This is a genomic window from Caballeronia udeis, from assembly GCF_044909315.1.
GTDB lineage: Bacteria > Pseudomonadota > Gammaproteobacteria > Burkholderiales > Burkholderiaceae > Caballeronia > Caballeronia udeis_A.
Genome location: NZ_JBIYEB010000012.1, coordinates 1 through 17743, shown reverse-complemented (window position 1 = coordinate 17743; position 17743 = coordinate 1). Strand labels below are relative to the sequence as shown.

The following is a 17743-nucleotide window of genomic DNA, read 5'->3' as shown; positions in this document are numbered from 1 at the left end:
GGTCCGTTAGCAGGGGATTATTGCGGGCTCATCAAAGCGCGCCGCATCTCGTCGTTTGGCCGGAACTTACGGTTTCGACAAAACTGGTCACGCTGCCCGGCGATTCACGCCAAATGCATCGCGCATCGGGACACCCGAGTTTTCTCGGTCCGGAAGTCGCTCTACCTGCCTCGTCTTCTGGCATTTGTGCCGGCGAACATGAGGAGAGTAGAGATGCGGCTGAACAAAATTCCGACCACAGTGGTCACCGGCTTTCTCGGTGCCGGCAAGACTACGCTGGTCAATCATCTTCTCGAACATGCGCGACCAGCACGCGTGGGCATTGTCGTCAACGAATTCGGCGAAGTCGGCATTGACGGCGACCTGATCGTCGCCGATGAAGACGCGCTGGTGGAGATCAATAACGGCTGCGTATGCTGTACCGTCCGTAAAGACCTTGTTAAGAGCGTGTCTGAACTACTGGCACGCGCGGGCGAACCGCTAGAGCGGCTGGTCGTTGAAACCTCGGGGCTGGCCGACCCAGCTCCCGTACTGCAGACATTTCTTGCCGACCCGGATGTGCGGGAACGCGTTGAGTTGGAGTCGGTGGTCGTCGTTGTGGACGCGCATCATTTCCATGAGCAACTCCACGATGAGATTGCCCGTGAGCAGGTCGTGTTCGCGGACCACATCATCATCAACAAGATGGATCTCGTTAGTGCTGAGGAGGTGACGGGGCTCATCGCACGTATCCGCACACTCAATCCCACCGCAGCTATCGACATTGCGCGTCATGGCGCGGTTGACGTTAAAGCAGTCTTCGGCATCAGGCACTTCTCGCTGGATACGTTGCTCTCGGTCGAGCCCGATCTGCTCGACGAAGACGCGCATGACCATGAACACGACAACTCCATTGCGTCGCATTCGTTCATCATTCCGCGGCCATTGGACGCCATGCGCTTTAATCGCTGGGCCAATCAGCTTGTGCAAACCCACGGACAACAACTCCTGCGCATGAAGGGCGTCCTGAACCTGCACGAAGAGCGTCGCCGCCTGCATTTCCATAGTGTTCATATGTTGCTCGACTCGAGCTTCGGAAAAGCGTGGGCGCAAGATGAACCGCGCGACGGCAAGTTCGTGATGATTGGGCGCGATCTCGACATGCCGGCCATGCGCGAGGGCTTGCTCGGTTGCATGACCTGAGTGCCCCATCTTTCTCCCCCCTTTTACCCACCTCAGGAGTACGAAGATGAAAAAGTCAGAAGCCTACACCGTCAGCATTGGTGTGCTCGCAGTGGTCGATACATGGCTCACCGCGACCGTCTTTCCCGTGCCCGTGTGGGTCACGTTTATCGCCTGGGCGTCGTTCTTCGTGTTAGGCGCGGGGCACGCCGGTTTCGTCAAAAGCGTGGCGTCGAATCTGGCCGGCGCCGTGATCAGCTCGCTCACCCTGCTAGGCATCGCAACAACCAGCGGCAGCGCACTAGCGGTTGCGGTTCTGGTCGGTATCGGCAGTGCTGCGATGGTACAGGCGTCGAAGATCAAGCTGCTGGATGTGCTGCCAGCCATCGTCTGGGGCTTCGCCTCGACGGTGGGAACAACGGTGGCGACAGGTAAGCCCATCACTACATGGGGGCTGAGCAATCCTGGCCTCGTTGCCGCCGCAGCGCTCGTGACGGGTGCCGCATTCGGGTTCGTGTCAGAAGTGCTGGGCGACGCGCTTGCATTCAAGCGTGAGCACAAACTGGGATAAGGCATACGCCGCCTGGCTTCCAATAATCGCTAACTTTCTGGAGTAAGCCGTGAAACTACAGCACCACCTCGGGGGCGTCGAGAATCTGGGCCCCGTCAGTGTCGAAACGCGTGTCTTTGTGGAGCCGTGGGAGCGTCGTATCTTTGGCATTCACACAGCGATGATGGCCGAGAGCAATCACCTCGGCGATGCATTACCGGCTTACCCAATCAAGGAACTGCCGACTGCTTTCAAAAGCACGTGGACATGGGCGTCTTTGCGCACCGGCGCTGAAGACATGCAGCCCTTCGAGTACTTCAAGTACCGCTACTACGAGAAATGGCTGATGGGCATCTCGCAGTTCTTCGTGGATCAGGGGTACATCACCGCCGATGAGCTGGCCGAACGCGCTTCACTGTATCGGGCAGATCCCCAGGCTCCTATGCCCGATAGCCCCAGTGCTCCGATCAAGGAGCAGATCGATGCGTATCTCGAGAAAGGAGATTCCGGTTATCGCGAACGGCGTACCGAGGCGCGCTTCTCGAACGGACAAACAATACGGGTCGCCGATCCTGAAGCGGTCGATCACACCCGTCTGCCGGGTTATCTGCGTTGCAAGACCGGCAAGGTGGTGGAGGTCTATCCCGGTACGTTCTCGTACTTCGTTTCAACCGGTGTAGACGGAATCGGTGAGCCGATGGTGGTGTACCGGGTCGCATTCGACGCCGCCGACATTTGGGGCGAGGGCAAGAGCGAGCCCCACACCACGATCTACGCAGACCTGTACGAAGCCTATCTTCAGGCCAGCCTCTAACCAGCGCAAGAAGGAATCGTCATGACTCAACTGTTTCAGTATGAAGATGACCGCGAGGTTTCGAGCGCGGCTAAAGTGCGCGCACTCGAAGCATTGTTGATCGAAAAAGGTGTGATCGGCAGTGACTCGGTCGATGCAGTGCTGCAGCATTTCGAAACCGTCGCTGGTCCGTTCAACGGCGCAAAGATTGTCGCCCGGGCATGGGTAGACCCTGCGTTCAAACAGCGCCTGGTTGAGGATACGCCGAAGGCAATCGCCGAGCTGGACCTGTCAGCCGGCATGGCCGGTGCGGAGGGTGAGCATATGGCAGCCGTTGCAAACGGGGACGGCGTACACAACCTGATCATCTGCACGTTGTGCTCATGCTATCCGTGGCCGGTGCTTGGCTTGCCGCCTTACTGGTACAAGGATCCGGTATTTCGAGCACGGGGTGCGCGCGAGCCGCGAGCGGTGCTACGCGAATTTGGCGTCGAGGTACCGGCGGAAACCGCGGTCAAGGTGTGGGATAGCAGTGCGCAGATCCGCTGGTTCGTTGTGCCTGAACGTCCCGCGAACACCGACCGCCTGAGCGAGCAGGAACTGGCTGCGCTTGTGACGCCTGAGTCGATGATGGGTGTCGCGCTGGTCGCGTCTCCCGCTGCCGCGTAAGGTCAACCATGTTTACGCGCTTCGAAGAATATGCGGCAGCGTCGATGCTCGGCGCCGATGATTCTCCGCCCCGGCTGGACGGCAAGCTGTTCTTTTCCAATCGCTGGGAAAGAGATGTGTTCGGCCTCGCGCTGTCGCTTTCAAAAGCAGGTTACTTCGAGTGGGAAGACTTTCGCCAATGCCTGATTACGGCAATCGCGCGCTGGGAATCCGCGCCGTGCGAAGGTCAGCCGCGCTGGGATTACTACGAGCATTTTCTCGAGGCACTGCTGGATGTGGTCGGGTCGAGGGGCGTCCTTTCGCGTGACGAGCTCGCGCACGTAATGGTCGCCAGACGCCCAGCCACAGCGACGCACACGGCCGCCAGACCTCTGCACTCGAAAAACCATTGAACTTGAGTCTTTATCAAACCAGGAGAAGGGCATGGAAACGCTTAACGCCGTGATGACGTGCTTCAAATCACCTGCACGTCAGAAGATTGGCGCGATGTATGTCGCGCTTGCACTCATCAACGTTCTTGCATGGGCATGGGCGTGGATCGTATTGAGGGCTTCACCGTCGCTGATCGGTACCGCCTTTATCGCCTACAGTTTCGGCTTGCGCCACGCAATGGACGCAGACCATATCGCCGCTATCGACAACGTGACGCGCAAATTGATGAACGACGGAAAACGCCCCGTGACGGTCGGCTTTTTCTTCGCGTTTGGCCATTCGCTGACCGTGGTAGTCGGCGCGGTTGCGGTTGCGTTTACAACCAAAGCTCTGGCACATCATTTTGATTCATTCAAAGAGACGGGTGAGGTGCTCGGCACCGTTGTATCTGCGGCTTTTCTGATCATGATCGGCGCCATGAATATCGTGCTGCTGTCAGGTCTGTTCCGCGCGTTCGGACGCATGCGTCGCGGCCAGCGTCATGACGGCGACCTTCGCATGACGCACTTCGAAGGCAATCTGCTGGCGCGTCTGTTCAAGCCGCTCTTTCGTCTTGTCGGTTCGAGCTGGCTGATGCTGCCGCTGGGTATCCTGTTCGGGCTCGGCTTCGAAACGGCCACCGAAATGGCATTGTTCGGCACTTCGGCCGCACAGGCTTCGGCCGGCTTCTCGATCTGGACTATCCTGGTGTTTCCATGTCTGTTCGCAGCCGGCATGGTAACCATCGACACCACCGACGGCATCCTGATGCTGGGCGCCTATGGCTGGGCATTCGTCAAGCCGATGCGCAAGCTTTACTACAATCTGACGATTACACTGATTTCCACGGTCGTTGCGCTGATGATCGGCAGCATCGAGGCGCTTGGACTGCTGGGCGACCGGTTGAGCCTGACTGGGCCGTTCTGGCAGGCCATTGGTCGTCTCAACGACAATTTCGGCTTGCTAGGATACGGCATTGTCGCGGTGTTCGTGATCGGCTGGCTGGCGTCTGCGCTGCTTTATAAAATGAAGGGGTACGATCGTGAAACCGCCTCGGCCTGATCCGGGCGCAAACCAGCCGCAATAATGCCGTTGGATCTCCGTGAGCTTGACGACCTGAGTGCGTGAACTCGATGAAGCAGATCAAAATAGGCATGATTGTCTTTCCGGGCTTCCAGTTGCTGGATGTTGCCGGGCCTAAAGACGCGTTTGCAGAAGTCAAGGTATTGAGCGGCGGCGAATGCCAATATGAAATGCTCACCGTGGGCACTACGCGCGGCAGTGTGCAGTCCTCAAGTGGGCTGACTGTCGTACCGGATCGTACGATCTTCGACCTGTGCCCGCACTTCGATACTGTGCTGGTGCCCGGCGGCCTGGGCATTTTCGAAACCTTTGACGACCCGGCTCTCAGTGATTGGCTCAAGGAACAATTCAAACATGCCCGGCGCGTGTCCGCCATTTGCAACGGCCTGTTCGCGCTCGGATCTGCAGGATTGCTGAACGAGCGCACGGTGACCACGCACTGGATGGATGTGCCGCGTCTGGCTGCCACGTTTCCGCGCGCACGGATCGAGCCGGATCACATCTACGTGAAGGACGGCAGCATCTACACCACGGCGGGCGTGACGGCAGGGATCGATCTTTCCTTGGTGATGATCGAGGAAGATTTTGGCAGGAAAATGGCGCTGGACGTCGCCAAGTATCTGATCGTGTATCTGCGAAGAGCAGGTGGACAATCGCAGTTCAGCCCGTTGCTCGAATCGCAGGCCGCGCCTGATTCGCAAATGGTGGCGATCCAGCAATATATGCTGGACCACCTTGCCGCCGAGCACACGCTTGCTTCGTTGGCGGAGCGGGCGCATATGAGCCCGCGCAACATGACGCGTCTGTTCACGAAGGAATGCGGCCTGAGTCCGACTGCATTCCTGAACAACGCGCGTATCGATGCCGCAAGGCGTTATCTGGAAAGCACGGATCTTCCGCTGCGCCACATTGCCCGACAGTGCGGGTTCGATGGTACGGACGCACTGCGACGCACGTTTCAAAGGCGACTGAAAATTAATCCGGCTGACTATCGCAGCCGCTTCCGTTCGGCCGATTCGCCAGATCGTACGCAGGACGTTGTCGCCGAGGCGCGGTAGAAACTACCAACGCACTCGATTGGATCCCTGGAACATGATACGAGAGGCTGCACATTTAATGAGGTCAGGTTCCGGGCAGCCGGGAGAGCGACTGATATCTGTACGCCGGATGCATTCAGACGGTCAAGAAGACCCATAGTCCAATGTCCGAATCTTGCCGATCGTAGCGTGAGTGCAATTGACAGCACCCAAACCTCAGCAATCGTCGGAACCGCGACCATGTCAATGGCCGCTTCCCCGGCTTGAACAGACCCTTGAACGTGCATATCGAAACATCGGCCAACGACCGCTTCTGGCCGACTCGGGACGACGGCGATTAGCCCTGGTCGACTCGTTTCGGGCAACGGCCTCGTTCCACAGAGGCCATTCGACACGAGCCTCGAACATTGGCTATCCCGTCAAGCTGATGGAAATGTGGGACGGTCTTGGAGCGCTGTTAGATACTCGCCGACCCGTTTCAACAGCAACGCGCAGCGTTGCATCGTCGCTTCACCATCATTCAATTCTCGACGTCCGATGATTACGAATCCCTCAATAGTTGAACCTGCGGGGAACTGCTGCCAGCTTAGGTCAATGTGGGACCAGTCGTTGCCAACACGAAGCCCATTCCAGAAATGAATCTCTGTCGTTTCTCCTGTCCAGACCGTTCCTTTTATGATTTCGGTTTCGGGATAATAGTGCTGTACCACTCTGGAGGTAGGGTAGCACTGGCCCAAGGCAGGGTTTCCCGCCTGCTCCACCTCAAAATATGCGGTCCGTTTGTCCCACGAGGCGGCCAGTGCTTCACGAAGGCAGAGCATAAAATCCAGATTTCGCGCCATAGTCAGGTCCGATCTATCATTTCAATCAGCCGAGTCGCTTTCGGAAAAATATGACACGCTCGGTTTCATCAAAACCGAGGGCGTGATGCAGCGAGTGCGCGCACACATTGTCGGCCTGAGAGTCGGACGCGAATTCCGTGCAGCCGTGCGCTGAGCTCCACTGACCGGCGGCGCTGCATAACGCCCTCGCAACGCCAACTCGGCGCGCCGCCGGAACGACGTATATGCCTTCCAAAAAGAGCACGGGCGAGGTCTTGCAACCATTTACGTAGTCGTGGCGCAGTGCGGCTTCTGCGAAGCCAATCGGCGAGTTTTCACAAGAAAAAGCGATGAAGCTCGCATACCGATGCGGGTCGGCAAGCAATCGCTGGGTTTCGCTAATGTGGTCGTCCTCGCTCACGTGTTGCCAAAGCAAACTCCGCAACGAGGACCACCCGGCTGCGTCTCGCGGCGAAGCAGCACGAACTGTAAAGGTAAATGGAGGCATGCCTGTAGTCATCGCCTATGAGATGTACAGCACCTAAGCAGAGTAGCTGATTGTCAACCATGTGGCCGAGCATATCGAACGGCCGGTTGTGGCCGAACGCCGGCAAATATCCGCATAGTAATTCAACCCTACCATTCATCGATCGTAGTCCGGCGCTCGTCGACCCTAGCGGACGGTCAGCGTGGCGACGAGTATTCACTCACATTGAGTGAACGCGATATTGCCCATACGCGAGCAGCATGAAGAACACCACAGCAGCTAAAGCACCAACAAATAGTGCCGCTCTTGCTACCCGCGCCCAGCTATCAATTTGTGGATCGTTCAGCGACCTATAGTCACCGGTGACGAGCCAGATAATCGAAGCGTAGTTGAACCTACCCCCTACACCGACAGCAGCATCACTGAGGCGCGCACTTTCTGTCGGGTAGTTTTTCTCCAGCTTGGCAGAAATTTTGTTTTGCATAAGGCCGCAGCCTCCCAAGCCGATGAGCGCTAGGGCGATAAGCGCCTCGAAGATGTGCATAACGTCGGCGGAAGTCATGTCGCGGAAGTTTCCTGGGTTTAATACATGCCAAGCACCAAAAGCCCGGGGCATTGGGGTTGCGCAATTGGCAACGTCTAGCGCCTCGGTCAAACGGCGGCTTCAGCAATGAGCCGTTCATACTTGCTCTACGGCCAATGACTATTAGTTTGGTCGCCGTGACTGTGCGCCGAGAAAAAGCCTGCCCGGAGATTGTTACCGATATGGTGGTCTGTGTCGAATGACCGTTCGTGGCCGAACCCGGTCCGACGCAGACCTCTATCGATCGCTGATTGCAGCAGGTATGGGAAGGGCATCAACCGACCCACAAGGAGCAGCCGCGATTTCTCCGAAGTGGTCATTCCGATGCCGAGTCGCAACCCGGCTTGTCGAACAATGCCGCCTGCCCGCACACCGACGAGAACATTCGGTAGCTGGAATGCCCAATCCCACGAGCCTCGTAAACTCGCTGAGTTGTGTGAGGATCAAGTGTATGCACGTAGGCATCAAAGGCTTCTCCACGTGCATAACGGGTCGCACCTTGCGCCTCGGCAGCGCATGACTGATCCTGGCCGTCCCCGTCTGGGGCGTTGTCTGCGGTCCCAAGGAGATAGATGATGTCGCGTCGGAGGTAACGTGTCTTGAGTTCATCGATCGAACCCGGCCGAGGCGAATAGGCAGGGATGTCAGCTTGCAGACCGTAATTCCATCGATTGAACGCGCGACACGAGGCTGCGTTGAAAGGCGCAAAGTCCCCGTTGGAATCGGGACGCTCGTCTGTCAGATAAAGGTACGTCGCAGGATTTGCTACTACATACCGGACGTGGACCGGAGCGTCCCCAAGATTAGCCTCACCTCTTCCAAGAACTGCATAGTCCTGAACAAATTGTCTCCCTGCCGAATGCCCGGCAAGCACAATAGTTTTGAGGCTCGGGAATATCGCGCGATTCGCCAACCGGTGAAAAATCTCATCGACGACTTGAAATGAACTGATTGCCGCCGAGCCCTGAGATGGCTTTCCTACCTTCCAGTCATCTTCACCCCATCTGAGAATGTTGTCCGCTAAATTGTGCGCGGCGACATCTCGCGCCGTCAAAAACTGAGGCGTGACTATGACAGTTGCGCGCGCTGCGGCTCCCGCCACTTCCGCCGCGTGCTCTCCCGAGCGAAGATCCGCCGCGGCCAGCCAGGGATCACGATGACGGCACGGGTAACATCGTCTTGTGGCTTGGTCCAATCCCGCGACACCGCAATCGGTAATTCAAAGTCGCCCGACCGGGTCTCAATGTCCAGTCGTCCTTTCTGCACTACAGGTACGGGCGTATTTACAAGCTCACGCTCTGGCATGACCCTGATGCCTGAATCGGGAGAAATAGACTTGATATCCTGAGTTTCGGCTGAGGCAATTGACGCCGATACCGCACTTAGAAACACCAACAGAGAGCATGCGACACGGCGTGATCGATACACCTGGAATCTCCATTTTCAGCCTTGTCGATAGGCTGCTAGGCGTTTGACAAAGCCAGCTATATGTATGTCTAGGAACGCCAGAGGGCGTGGGCCCGTTGACTCGAATGTTGGCGCGAAGTGTAACGGGCTATTGCTCGCCTGTTGACTGTTGAGGATCTACAAGGCAACGCCGACCGGCCGGTCTGGGGCGAACAGTGACTGCGCCTTGCGCGCTACACCGTCAGGTTCCGATCGGAGACCAACGCGGTCTCAAATACCGTAGTGTCATCGATATCGACTTGATATGCTGTCGCGCCCGCTTTCCATGAAAACACTCGATCGACGGACGTGTTCGCATACAGCACTGCTGCGAAATCATCTATAGCGATTGACGGCGGAATCGCCCGAGCCTGCTGTGCCGCATGGAGTGTTTCGCGCCTCTTGGGATCGCTGCCGTAGTGAACGGCACAACCGCCGGGTAAAAATCCCAAGCCTTTGAGTGGGCGATAGACTCCGCCCCAAAATGAATCAGTGATTCCTGCCTCGAACCAGCACATTGCTCCAGCGCTCATGCCTGAAAGCAATATGCCGCTTTCCCATGCTTCTCGTAGGACTTGGTCGAGTCCCCATTCGCGCCACACAGCAAGCGTGGACTTTGTGTTTCCGCCACCGACAAAAATCGCGTCTTGCTGCAATATGCGAGTCCGAAAGTCGGACAGCAGAATCGACCTGGAGTTCGGCTGCCGGAAAAATGCAAGATGAGACGTTTCGCAACCGATGTCGCCGTATGTCTGGTGAAACCTATCGATATGTGCCGGAAGGTCCCCGCTTGGGGTAGCCAGATAGCAAACGCTCGGATGCGCCTTTTTTGTAAGGTCTCGGATAAGCTCGTCGACTGGAGTGGGCGAGTTCTCCATCATAAAGCCACCACCGCCGATAGCCAGGATACGTCGCATGCATGCTCCGGTTTTTTGACCCTTGTTGGTTACTGGTCTATTCTCAACAATTCTGACATGGTCGCCAACTGTCTCATAGTGGGCCGGCTGTTGCCCGTCAGCTATCGGCAGAAGTTGACCCCTCCGATCACTTGGTTTGTTCCAAAACGGCCGGTCATGTGCAGAAAACTCCCGGCTCGCTCAGCATTTCGATCAGATTTTCCGGATAGACCGTCTCGGTGGTAGAGCGCAAATCATCCAGGCTCCACCATCGGTGCTCCGCCATTACTTCGCGCTCTTGCGCCGTCCAGCTGTCGCGTGAAATGAATTCCGAGCGTGTGTGCGCGACAAAATATTGTTCGACGGCGAGGACCCACTCGCCGTCTGGCAGCTGTAGCTGCACTTCACGCACTCCAACCGGTCCAGCTATCTGCGCCGTGTGATTGCCCGTTTCTTCACGGAGCTCTCGCATTGCGGCATCCGCAAACGTCTCGCCATGCTCGACACCACCGCCCGGCGTTGCCCAGTGGGTCTTTCCAGCGAGCGCCCCAGACCTATGCACGAAACGGAATAACAACACGCGCCGCTTTGGAGTGGTGATCAGAAGCCTGGCCGAAGGTCGCCGCCGCATGGGATTCACCGATTTCTCGTACAGCGAATCGATATAGTCGCCATGTTCGGGCATTGGCTTGACTCCTATCCGGACAAAGCCAAGCGACTCATAGTAGCCGCATAGCTTGGTGTTTCTCACGTCGCAGCCAAGCCGCACAAAACGTCGGTTCAGAATGCTGACTTGGTTAGCGCACCAGTCGATCACGAACCTGCCCAGTCCACGACCGTCAAAGCCCTTTCTCACAGAAAGTCCATGGGCGTAACCTGCGATTGGTTCTTGAGGCCCCCAGTACACTTCATCATCCCAATCCAGAGAAAACGTCCCCACGGCCGTGCCGTCCTGCTCGACAACATACACCGCTCTTCGCGAGAGACTGTTTAGCACCCATCCTTCGGAAAATCCGTCCCCTTCCTTGCCCCTGCATAATCGCCATGAGCCACCTTTTTCGCATGCGCGTCGTTGCGGATCTGTGTAACAACCGGCACGTCATCTGCTGTTGCTCTGCGGATGCTTCTTGCGGTCATCGCGTATTGCTCCGTTCGTTGTACAGTAGGTCGTCTTGATCGCCGTGGCTGCCCTCGCCTCTAATGTTACCGATTTCAGTGCTCAAGGCGAACAGCGGTAACTGGCCGAGACGGAATGGACGCTGACCTACGAACCGTGAACATCGACGTGCAGCGAGAATCCACGACTTTCAAATAACCGCTCGGAGGCAACATTTCCCTTGGTAACCATCGCACAGCATTCCGAGTGACCAAGCGCGGTTAATGTAGCCAATGCGGCGTCGAGCAACGTCCCGGCGCTGCCTGACCGCTTACTTGTAGGCGCGGTGGCTACGACGGCTATGACAACCATAGGGCTTGTAGTCGCAAACAAGGCACGCCGATTGGAGCCCACTCGTCTGTTCAACCGCCCACGACGCCTCAGAGATCCATTCGCCATATCGTCCTCCAAGGATCGCCTTTGCCTTCAATGCGTATTGAGTTTCCGTCTGCCCGGTGTCGTCGATCGTTCCTTGAAACGCTGCGAACAGAAGCAGCCCCAGCGCCGATATGTCTCCAGACTGTATGTGGCGTAAACCGACCGGTAGCGCAACAGACCGCAGGAGACGATCGGACAGCGTGCGCCTCCAAAGCTGCGCGCTACGCTCGTGGGTTGAAGCTGGCATCCCGGAGCCCTCGCGCCTGAGAAGTTTACTTTGATAACTCTCGGATTGTCGACGATGTGGGCCCCGTCGTCGACCGTCTCTTCCTGGCTGGACAGCGACCGACCGCCGTCCGGCATGCCTTGGTTCAGACCTCAGTCTGTTCGGCCATCTCAAGTGCATCGTCTACCTCAATGCCGAGGTATCGGCCTGTGCTTTCAAGTTTGGAACGGCCAAGTAGCAACTGGACCGCCCTCAGGTTTTTTGTGCGCAGGTAGATCAGCGAAGCCTTTGTCCGACGCATGGTATGGGTTCCGTACGCCGTGTCGTCGAGACCAATTGATGCGATCCAGCGATGCACGAGGCGAGCGTATTGACGCGTTGAAAGGTGCGGCGACCGGTGGACCCGGCTCGGGAACAAAAAGTCCGACTGCGACAGTCCGGCGGTCCTGATCCACGCTTCCGCGCTATCGCGGGTCTGCCCGATAAGCTCGAACTGGACCGGACGCTGTGTTTTCTGCTGCAAGACCGTTGCCCGGGATATGACATGTTGGCCGTGGCAAATATCACGCACTTGTAGCTTGGTCAGATCGCATGCTCTCAACTGCTATCGATGGCCAAGTTGAAAATCGCGAGATCACGTGTCAGCGCGGAAAGTTGCAGGCGAATCCGGATGGCCCAGATCTCTTTCAGTTTTAACGACGGCTTCTGTCCTGTGAACTTGCCTTTGTTCCATGGGACACGCCCCGGTGTGTTGATCGCGGTCGTTTCCATGACGCTCTCCTTCCGTGTGACTACAGTCGCTCAAACAATCTGATCTCCCGTCTCACCGCTCTGCACAGGCCTGCGCAACGACATAATTTCGACAATACTTGAAATATCGAATTGAACGCTCTATCGTTCCGTCCATGGACTCCAATCTCGTTGTACGCGCGCTGAGCGCGCTCGCCCATGAATCGCGTCTCGCGATTTTCCGCATGCTGGTCGTCGCCGGGCCGAACGGCATGGCTGCCGGTGAAATCGCGAAGCAACTCGGCCTATCCCCTTCAAGCCTGTCATTTCACCTCAAGGATCTGTCACATGCAGACCTGGTGAAGCCTCGTCAAGAAAGCCGCTTCATCATCTACACCGCGAACTTTGACGCGATGACGGGCCTGATCGGCTTCCTGACGGAGAACTGCTGCGCGGGCGCGACCTGTGCCGCGAGCGATCTTCCCAACTGCTGCGGAGATACACCATGAAGCGCATGCACATCCATGTCGCGGTCGAAGACCTCAACGATAGCATTCGGTTCTACGGCGCCATGTTCGGCAACAAGCAACCCACAGTTCTCAAGAGCGATTACTGCAAATGGGAACTGACCGATCTGGCCGTCAATTTCGCGATTTCGCAGCGCGGCGCGAAACCGGGCGTCGATCACATCGGCATCCAGGTTGAAACCGACGCGGAGTTGGAGGAGATGAATGCCCGCTTCACTGCCGCAAAGCTGCCGGTACAGGAACAGACGGAGACAACCTGCTGCTACGCCAAGTCGGACAAGGCGTGGACAGTCGACCCGCAGGGCGTCGCTTGGGAGACGTTCAGAACCCTCGAAGCCGCACCGGTCTACGGTGAGTCTCACGATCGAACGCAAGCACAAGCCCGATCAACGGCCGCATGCTGTTCGCCTGCCGAATCCATTGTGAAGATGCGGAGCCGCGCGTGAGCGATAAACCTTACTCAATTCTCATCCTCTGCACTGGCAATAGCTCGCGCAGCATCATGGCCGAGGCGCTGTTCAACGTCTTGGGCAAAGGAAAGTTCCGGGCGCACAGCGCTGGTAGCCATCCCTCTGGTGCGGTCAATCCGTTTGCCATTGAACGATGTGAAGCGCTCGGCTACGACACGTCGGAGCTGCGTAGCAAGAGTTGGGATGAGTTCGCAACGCCTGATGCTCCCCACATGGATTTTGTGATCACGGTCTGCGATCAAGCGGAGAGCGAAGTCTGCCCGATTTGGCCGGGCAAACCGATGACGGCGCATTGGGGCTTTGAAGATCCAGCCGCGTTCGAGGGCAGCGATGAAGACAAGCGCAAGGTGTTCACCAAGGTATATCGACAAATCATGAGCCGGGTGAGCCAGTTCGTGAACCTACCCCTCCATGTGCTTGATAGCAACGCGATTCAGCGCGAAATGCGCGCCATCGGTGAAAGACCTGCAGAGGAATCAAATGAGCAGCACTGATACGGCGGTCGTCGGCGCACGGCCGGCGATCGGATTTTTCGAGCGCTACCTGACAGTCTGGGTCGCCCTTTGCATCGTGGGCGGCATTCTGCTCGGGCAGGTGCTTCCGCAGTTCTTTCAGGCCATCGGCCGCATGGAGGTGGCACAGGTTAATCTACCGGTCGGCATGCTCATCTGGGTGATGATCATTCCGATGCTGGTCAAGATTGATTTTGCCGCGATGACGCAGGTCAAGAGTCAGTGGCGTGGAATAGGCGTCACGCTGTTTGTGAACTGGTTCGTCAAACCGTTCTCGATGGCGTTACTCGGCTGGATCTTCATCCGCCACGTGTTCGCGCCGTGGCTTCCCGCCGATCAGCTCGACAGCTACATCGCCGGCTTGATCCTGCTGGCTGCAGCCCCCTGCACGGCAATGGTATTCGTCTGGTCGCAGCTCTGTAAGGGCGATCCGTATTTCACGTTATCGCAGGTGGCGCTGAACGACTCCATCATGATCGTGGCCTTCGCGCCGCTCGTCGCTTTGTTGCTCGGTTTGTCGGCCATCACGGTGCCGTGGGATACGCTGATTATTTCGGTCGGTCTCTACATCATCATCCCGGTCATCCTCGCTCAACTGCTGCGCCGGATGCTGATGACGAAGGGTGAGGCTCATTTTCGGAAGACCGTTGCGCACCTCGGACCCTATTCGATCTGCGCGCTGCTCACGACGTTGGTGCTGCTCTTCGCCTTCCAAGGGCAGGCGATCATCAAGGAACCGCTGGTTATCGCAATGCTGGCGATACCGATCCTCATTCAAGTGTTCCTCAATTCCGGCCTCGCCTACTTGTTGAATCGGCGCCTCGGTGTCGCGCATTGCGTCGCGGGACCGTTCAGTCTGATCGGCGCGAGCAATTTCTTCGAGCTGGCGGTGGCCACGGCAATCAGCCTGTTCGGCTTCCATTCAGGCGCTGCGCTAGCCGCCGTGGTCGGCGTGCTGATCGAGGTGCCGGTGATGCTGCTGGTTGTCGGTGTCGTCAATCGATCGCAGCATTGGTATGAAGCAAACCACAGCATCAAGGGACAACGGGTATGAGCGTCGCGATCTATCACAATCCGGATTGCGGCACGTCGCGCAACACGCTGGCTATGATCCGTAATGCCGGCATCGAGCCAGTCATCATCGAATATCTGAAAACTCCGCCGAGCCGGGACGTGCTCAAAAATCTCATCACAGGCGCTGGCCTGACGGTGCGCGCCACGTTGCGCGAAAAGGGGACGCCTTACGCCGATCTAGGTCTAGGCGACCCATCACTAGGCGATGAGCAATTGCTCGATGCGATGCTGGAACATCCGATCCTCATCAATCGCCCGCTTGTCGTCACACCGCTTGGCGTACGCCTGTGCAGGCCCTCTGAGGTCGTTCTCGACATCCTGCCCGCAGCGCAAAAAGGTGCTTTTGCCAAAGAGGACGGCGAAAAGGTCATCGATAGCGAAGAACGCAGGGTCCGCGAATGACACAGGATCGTTCCGATGACAGCAAAACGAAGTGACGGCGCTCGCGGCGCTATCGCGACATGGGCGCTCGCAGCCGCGCAACTCGTGTCATGGGGTTCGATCTATTACGCGTTCTCCCTGTTTGTCGTGCCGATGGAAAGTGCGCTGGGCTGGAGCCGGACCGCCACAAACGCAGCGCTCTCGATCGGTCTGCTGATCTCGGGACTCGCGGCCTATCCCATCGGCACTTGGATCGATCAAGGTCACGGCCGCCGCGTCATGGTCTGCGGGTCTATCCTCGCTGCAGCGATGTTGGCGCTATGGTCGCAGGCTCATAACCTCGCGATACTGTTCGTCGTCTGGGCCGGTCTTGGTGTGGCGATGGCTGCCACGCTCTACGATCCGGTCTTCGCGGTGGTCACCCGCGATTTCCCTGAGAGCTTTCGCACCAAGATCACGCTGATCACTTTGGTAGCCGGTTTTGCCAGTACGGTTTTCATCCCGCTAACCCAAGGTCTCATCGAATGGTGCGGTTGGCGGGGCGCATTGCTCGTGCTGGCCGCGTTCAATCTGGCGATCTGCTTGCCGCTGCACATTTTCGCCATCGACCGAGACGCACCGCGCGATGACGAATCAACTTACAGGGCGACGCAGAAAGCTGTCAATGCGACGGCTACGCAGCGCGCACTTCGCACGCCAACATTTTGGGCGCTCGCAGTGTGCTTCACAGCCTACTACGCGACATTCGCTGCGCTCACGTTCCATCTCGTACCACTGATGATGGAACGGCGCGTATCGCCAGCACTGATCCTGACGACGATGGCCGTTATCGGCCCGGCACAGGTTCTGGCGCGCGTGCTGTGGTTCACGATAGGCCGCAACCTACGGCCGTCGATCGTGGGTATCGTGATCACGATCGCCTTCCCGGCTTCGGTCATCGTTCTAATGTGCGCCGGGACGTCGCCGGCGTTACTTATCCTGTTTGCGATCGTCTACGGCGGCGCCAACGGCATGATGACGATCCTGCGCGGGACGATCGTGCAAGATCTGATGTGGACAGAGGGCTATGGAGCCGTGAGCGGACTGCTCTCGATGCCCTCGAATATTGCCAAGGGCATTGCGCCGATTTCTGCCGCTGCGATCTGGATGGTCGGCGGAAACTATCTCCCGGTCGTTTGGACCGTGTTGCTGGTGTCTCTGGTTTCAGCGGTTGCGTTCATCCTGGCGACACGTCTCGCCTCCGGAGAAAAGTTCGGAGAGCGTCAAGTCAATTTCGAGTGAGTTTGCCGCCATGCAGATACGAACAGCCGAAGAGACCGACCTGTGTAAGATCCTGAGCCTCTTACGCGCGAATGACTTACCTGTAGAAGATGTTTCGAGCGGGCTCATCGCAGGATTTCTCATTGCAGAAAGTGCAAGCGGATCGGTTATCGGCATTGGCGGACTTGAACAACTCGGCGCTAGCGTGCTGTTGAGATCGCTTGCTGTCGCGCGGGAGGCGGGTGGAACAGGAATCGCACGTGCACTGGTAGCACGTCTCGAAGACAACGCACGCTCCTGCGGGCGACAAGATGTTTGGCTACTGACAACGACGGCCGAGCGATTTTTCGAGCGAGCCGGCTACGAGCGGGTGACCCGCGAAGACGTCCCGGCCGAAGTGCAGTTATGCAGACAATTCGTGGCGCTGTGTCCGTCGACGGCGTCCTGCATGCGAAAGCGGCTGCGCACCACATCTTCCGCACCCGTCGCCGAGCGGCCGGTATCGAACTGATTTCCGACGCTCGACGCCAGTTCGTCACCGACTCTTGTTGGCCGGACCCGGTCCGACAATGAGCTTGCGCAGGGGTCGTCATTGATCGGTCCGCGTCGGGCGGAAGTCGCCCCGGAACCGCCTTTCGGATTCGCGACACCGCAACGACCGCTTCCAGAGGCGAACCGGCGTCTAACCGTCGCATTGACCAGACAAGCGAATGACGCTTGCCGGCCGCATCAGGGCGATCTGAAGGGGTGCGTTTTTCGACTGGAGCGATCGACTTGCGTTTGCACATAGCCTCAACCCGAATCAGTCTTACGTGCCAGGCCGTGCCCGCTCATACGGTAGCACCGACATTCAGGGGTTTCGGCATGCGAAAAAGACGGGGTGCAAGTTGTCTAGTCGTAAGCGTCATGCAGAGGCCGCGCCGACCGTTCAGAACTCAAATTCCGATAGTCGTTCGTTGACGGCAGCGAGGTCAAAAGCATCGGGATCGAAGCTGCCACCACACCATTCGAGCAGTTGCTCATGGTCTTCATGAGACGGGTCGGTTATAGCTTCTAAGAATTCGATGTACCCGGGTCCACCACCGACGTCTTC

Annotated in this window: 22 protein-coding genes and 1 pseudogene; 14 read left to right on the top strand and 9 right to left on the bottom strand. The window is 57.7% G+C overall.

All coding sequences use genetic code 11. The features are described 5' to 3' along the window. The first annotated feature begins 213 nt into the window (after window positions 1-213). From ABH944_RS19915 to ABH944_RS19885, 7 genes are all read left to right on the top strand, one after another. Window positions 214-1182: a CobW family GTP-binding protein gene (locus ABH944_RS19915; protein WP_404609635.1), complete on the top strand. Its 969-nt coding sequence runs from the start codon at window positions 214-216 to the stop codon at window positions 1180-1182. A gap of 46 nt (window positions 1183-1228) precedes the next feature. Further along, window positions 1229-1732 carry a DUF1097 domain-containing protein gene (locus ABH944_RS19910; RefSeq protein ID WP_404609636.1) on the top strand — a complete coding sequence of 168 codons (504 nt, stop codon included), beginning with the start codon at window positions 1229-1231 and terminating at the stop codon, window positions 1730-1732. Between the two features lie 49 nt (window positions 1733-1781). After that, window positions 1782-2525, top strand: coding sequence for a nitrile hydratase subunit beta (gene nthB / locus ABH944_RS19905; protein WP_404609637.1), 744 nt, complete (start codon window positions 1782-1784; stop codon window positions 2523-2525). Window positions 2526-2546: 21 nt separating this feature from the next. Beyond that, entirely contained in the window at window positions 2547-3173 is a 627-nt protein-coding gene (gene nthA / locus ABH944_RS19900; RefSeq protein ID WP_404609638.1) for a nitrile hydratase subunit alpha, read from the top strand. Between the two features lie 44 nt (window positions 3174-3217). Beyond that, a complete protein-coding gene (locus ABH944_RS19895; protein WP_404609639.1) occupies window positions 3218-3565 on the top strand; it encodes a nitrile hydratase accessory protein in 348 nt (115 codons plus the stop codon). 31 nt (window positions 3566-3596) lie between these two features. Next, entirely contained in the window at window positions 3597-4646 is a 1050-nt protein-coding gene (locus ABH944_RS19890) for a HoxN/HupN/NixA family nickel/cobalt transporter (RefSeq protein WP_089161316.1), read from the top strand. A gap of 71 nt (window positions 4647-4717) precedes the next feature. Further along, window positions 4718-5725: a GlxA family transcriptional regulator gene (locus ABH944_RS19885; protein WP_404609640.1), complete on the top strand. Its 1008-nt coding sequence runs from the start codon at window positions 4718-4720 to the stop codon at window positions 5723-5725. 398 nt (window positions 5726-6123) lie between these two features. Here ABH944_RS19885 and ABH944_RS19880 read toward each other — a convergent pair whose 3' ends face one another. From ABH944_RS19880 to ABH944_RS19845, 8 genes and pseudogenes are all read right to left on the bottom strand, one after another. Then, window positions 6124-6546, bottom strand: coding sequence for a YunG family protein (locus tag ABH944_RS19880; protein WP_404659461.1), 423 nt, complete (start codon window positions 6544-6546; stop codon window positions 6124-6126). A 25-nt stretch (window positions 6547-6571) separates the two neighbouring features. After that, window positions 6572-7033 (bottom strand): aminoglycoside 6'-N-acetyltransferase, encoded by a 462-nt coding sequence (aac(6'), locus tag ABH944_RS19875; protein WP_404659472.1) that lies wholly within the window; start codon window positions 7031-7033, stop codon window positions 6572-6574. Between the two features lie 199 nt (window positions 7034-7232). Beyond that, window positions 7233-7574: a hypothetical protein gene (locus ABH944_RS19870; RefSeq protein ID WP_404659459.1), complete on the bottom strand. Its 342-nt coding sequence runs from the start codon at window positions 7572-7574 to the stop codon at window positions 7233-7235. A gap of 337 nt (window positions 7575-7911) precedes the next feature. Further along, window positions 7912-8790, bottom strand: a complete 879-nt coding sequence (locus ABH944_RS19865; RefSeq protein ID WP_404615774.1) for a hypothetical protein — start codon at window positions 8788-8790, stop codon at window positions 7912-7914. 445 nt (window positions 8791-9235) lie between these two features. Beyond that, window positions 9236-9958, bottom strand: coding sequence for a Type 1 glutamine amidotransferase-like domain-containing protein (locus ABH944_RS19860; protein ID WP_404615772.1), 723 nt, complete (start codon window positions 9956-9958; stop codon window positions 9236-9238). A 154-nt stretch (window positions 9959-10112) separates the two neighbouring features. Continuing rightward, a complete protein-coding gene (locus tag ABH944_RS19855) occupies window positions 10113-10907 on the bottom strand; it encodes a bifunctional GNAT family N-acetyltransferase/NUDIX hydrolase (protein ID WP_404615770.1) in 795 nt (264 codons plus the stop codon). 294 nt (window positions 10908-11201) lie between these two features. Further along, window positions 11202-11405 carry a GNAT family N-acetyltransferase gene (locus ABH944_RS19850; RefSeq protein ID WP_404615768.1) on the bottom strand — a complete coding sequence of 68 codons (204 nt, stop codon included), beginning with the start codon at window positions 11403-11405 and terminating at the stop codon, window positions 11202-11204. Between the two features lie 437 nt (window positions 11406-11842). Next, a pseudogene (locus tag ABH944_RS19845) lies at window positions 11843-12468 on the bottom strand (tyrosine-type recombinase/integrase). Between the two features lie 134 nt (window positions 12469-12602). On the opposite strand from ABH944_RS19845, the gene ABH944_RS19840 reads away from it, so the two are divergent. From ABH944_RS19840 to arsN2, 7 genes are read left to right on the top strand one after another with little or no spacing between them, the layout of a single operon-like run. Then, on the top strand, window positions 12603-12935 hold the full coding sequence (locus ABH944_RS19840; RefSeq protein WP_404615766.1) for an ArsR/SmtB family transcription factor: 333 nt from the start codon (window positions 12603-12605) through the stop codon (window positions 12933-12935). Next, entirely contained in the window at window positions 12932-13399 is a 468-nt protein-coding gene (locus ABH944_RS19835; protein ID WP_404615765.1) for an ArsI/CadI family heavy metal resistance metalloenzyme, read from the top strand. Before ABH944_RS19840 ends, ABH944_RS19835 begins: the two co-directional genes overlap by 4 nt. Further along, window positions 13396-13917, top strand: coding sequence for an arsenate reductase ArsC (locus ABH944_RS19830; RefSeq protein WP_404615764.1), 522 nt, complete (start codon window positions 13396-13398; stop codon window positions 13915-13917). Before ABH944_RS19835 ends, ABH944_RS19830 begins: the two co-directional genes overlap by 4 nt. Continuing rightward, complete coding sequence (gene arsB / locus ABH944_RS19825; protein ID WP_404615763.1) at window positions 13904-14989, top strand: ACR3 family arsenite efflux transporter; 1086 nt, start codon at window positions 13904-13906, stop codon at window positions 14987-14989. The genes ABH944_RS19830 and arsB overlap by 14 nt, the downstream gene beginning before the upstream one ends. Beyond that, window positions 14986-15411: an arsenate reductase (glutaredoxin) gene (gene arsC / locus ABH944_RS19820; protein WP_404615761.1), complete on the top strand. Its 426-nt coding sequence runs from the start codon at window positions 14986-14988 to the stop codon at window positions 15409-15411. Before arsB ends, arsC begins: the two co-directional genes overlap by 4 nt. 15 nt (window positions 15412-15426) lie before the next feature. Beyond that, window positions 15427-16671, top strand: a complete 1245-nt coding sequence (locus ABH944_RS19815) for an MFS transporter (RefSeq protein WP_404615760.1) — start codon at window positions 15427-15429, stop codon at window positions 16669-16671. Between the two features lie 10 nt (window positions 16672-16681). After that, window positions 16682-17161: an arsenic resistance N-acetyltransferase ArsN2 gene (gene arsN2 / locus ABH944_RS19810; protein ID WP_404615759.1), complete on the top strand. Its 480-nt coding sequence runs from the start codon at window positions 16682-16684 to the stop codon at window positions 17159-17161. 417 nt (window positions 17162-17578) lie between these two features. Here the strand turns inward: arsN2 and ABH944_RS19805 are convergent. Continuing rightward, window positions 17579-17743 (bottom strand): IS1096 element passenger TnpR family protein (locus ABH944_RS19805; RefSeq protein WP_472975134.1); only part of this gene is annotated, 165 nt, incomplete at its 5' end.

Excerpts from the sequence above, each read along its gene's own strand:
- ABH944_RS19850 (WP_404615768.1), bottom strand. The coding sequence starts at position 11,405 with ATGGTTGTCATAGCCGTCGTAGCCACCGCGCCTACAAGTAAGCGGTCA.
- arsC (WP_404615761.1), top strand. The coding sequence starts at position 14,986 with ATGAGCGTCGCGATCTATCACAATCCGGATTGCGGCACGTCGCGCAAC.
- ABH944_RS19910 (WP_404609636.1), top strand. The coding sequence starts at position 1,229 with ATGAAAAAGTCAGAAGCCTACACCGTCAGCATTGGTGTGCTCGCAGTG.
- ABH944_RS19890 (WP_089161316.1), top strand. The coding sequence starts at position 3,597 with ATGGAAACGCTTAACGCCGTGATGACGTGCTTCAAATCACCTGCACGT.
- ABH944_RS19880 (WP_404659461.1), bottom strand. The coding sequence starts at position 6,546 with ATGGCGCGAAATCTGGATTTTATGCTCTGCCTTCGTGAAGCACTGGCC.
- ABH944_RS19895 (WP_404609639.1), top strand. The coding sequence starts at position 3,218 with ATGCTCGGCGCCGATGATTCTCCGCCCCGGCTGGACGGCAAGCTGTTC.
- ABH944_RS19860 (WP_404615772.1), bottom strand. The coding sequence starts at position 9,958 with ATGCGACGTATCCTGGCTATCGGCGGTGGTGGCTTTATGATGGAGAAC.
- ABH944_RS19915 (WP_404609635.1), top strand. The coding sequence starts at position 214 with ATGCGGCTGAACAAAATTCCGACCACAGTGGTCACCGGCTTTCTCGGT.
- arsN2 (WP_404615759.1), top strand. The coding sequence starts at position 16,682 with ATGCAGATACGAACAGCCGAAGAGACCGACCTGTGTAAGATCCTGAGC.
- ABH944_RS19815 (WP_404615760.1), top strand. The coding sequence starts at position 15,427 with ATGACAGCAAAACGAAGTGACGGCGCTCGCGGCGCTATCGCGACATGG.
- arsB (WP_404615763.1), top strand. The coding sequence starts at position 13,904 with ATGAGCAGCACTGATACGGCGGTCGTCGGCGCACGGCCGGCGATCGGA.
- ABH944_RS19840 (WP_404615766.1), top strand. The coding sequence starts at position 12,603 with ATGGACTCCAATCTCGTTGTACGCGCGCTGAGCGCGCTCGCCCATGAA.
- ABH944_RS19870 (WP_404659459.1), bottom strand. The coding sequence starts at position 7,574 with ATGACTTCCGCCGACGTTATGCACATCTTCGAGGCGCTTATCGCCCTA.
- ABH944_RS19885 (WP_404609640.1), top strand. The coding sequence starts at position 4,718 with ATGAAGCAGATCAAAATAGGCATGATTGTCTTTCCGGGCTTCCAGTTG.
- ABH944_RS19835 (WP_404615765.1), top strand. The coding sequence starts at position 12,932 with ATGAAGCGCATGCACATCCATGTCGCGGTCGAAGACCTCAACGATAGC.
- nthA (WP_404609638.1), top strand. The coding sequence starts at position 2,547 with ATGACTCAACTGTTTCAGTATGAAGATGACCGCGAGGTTTCGAGCGCG.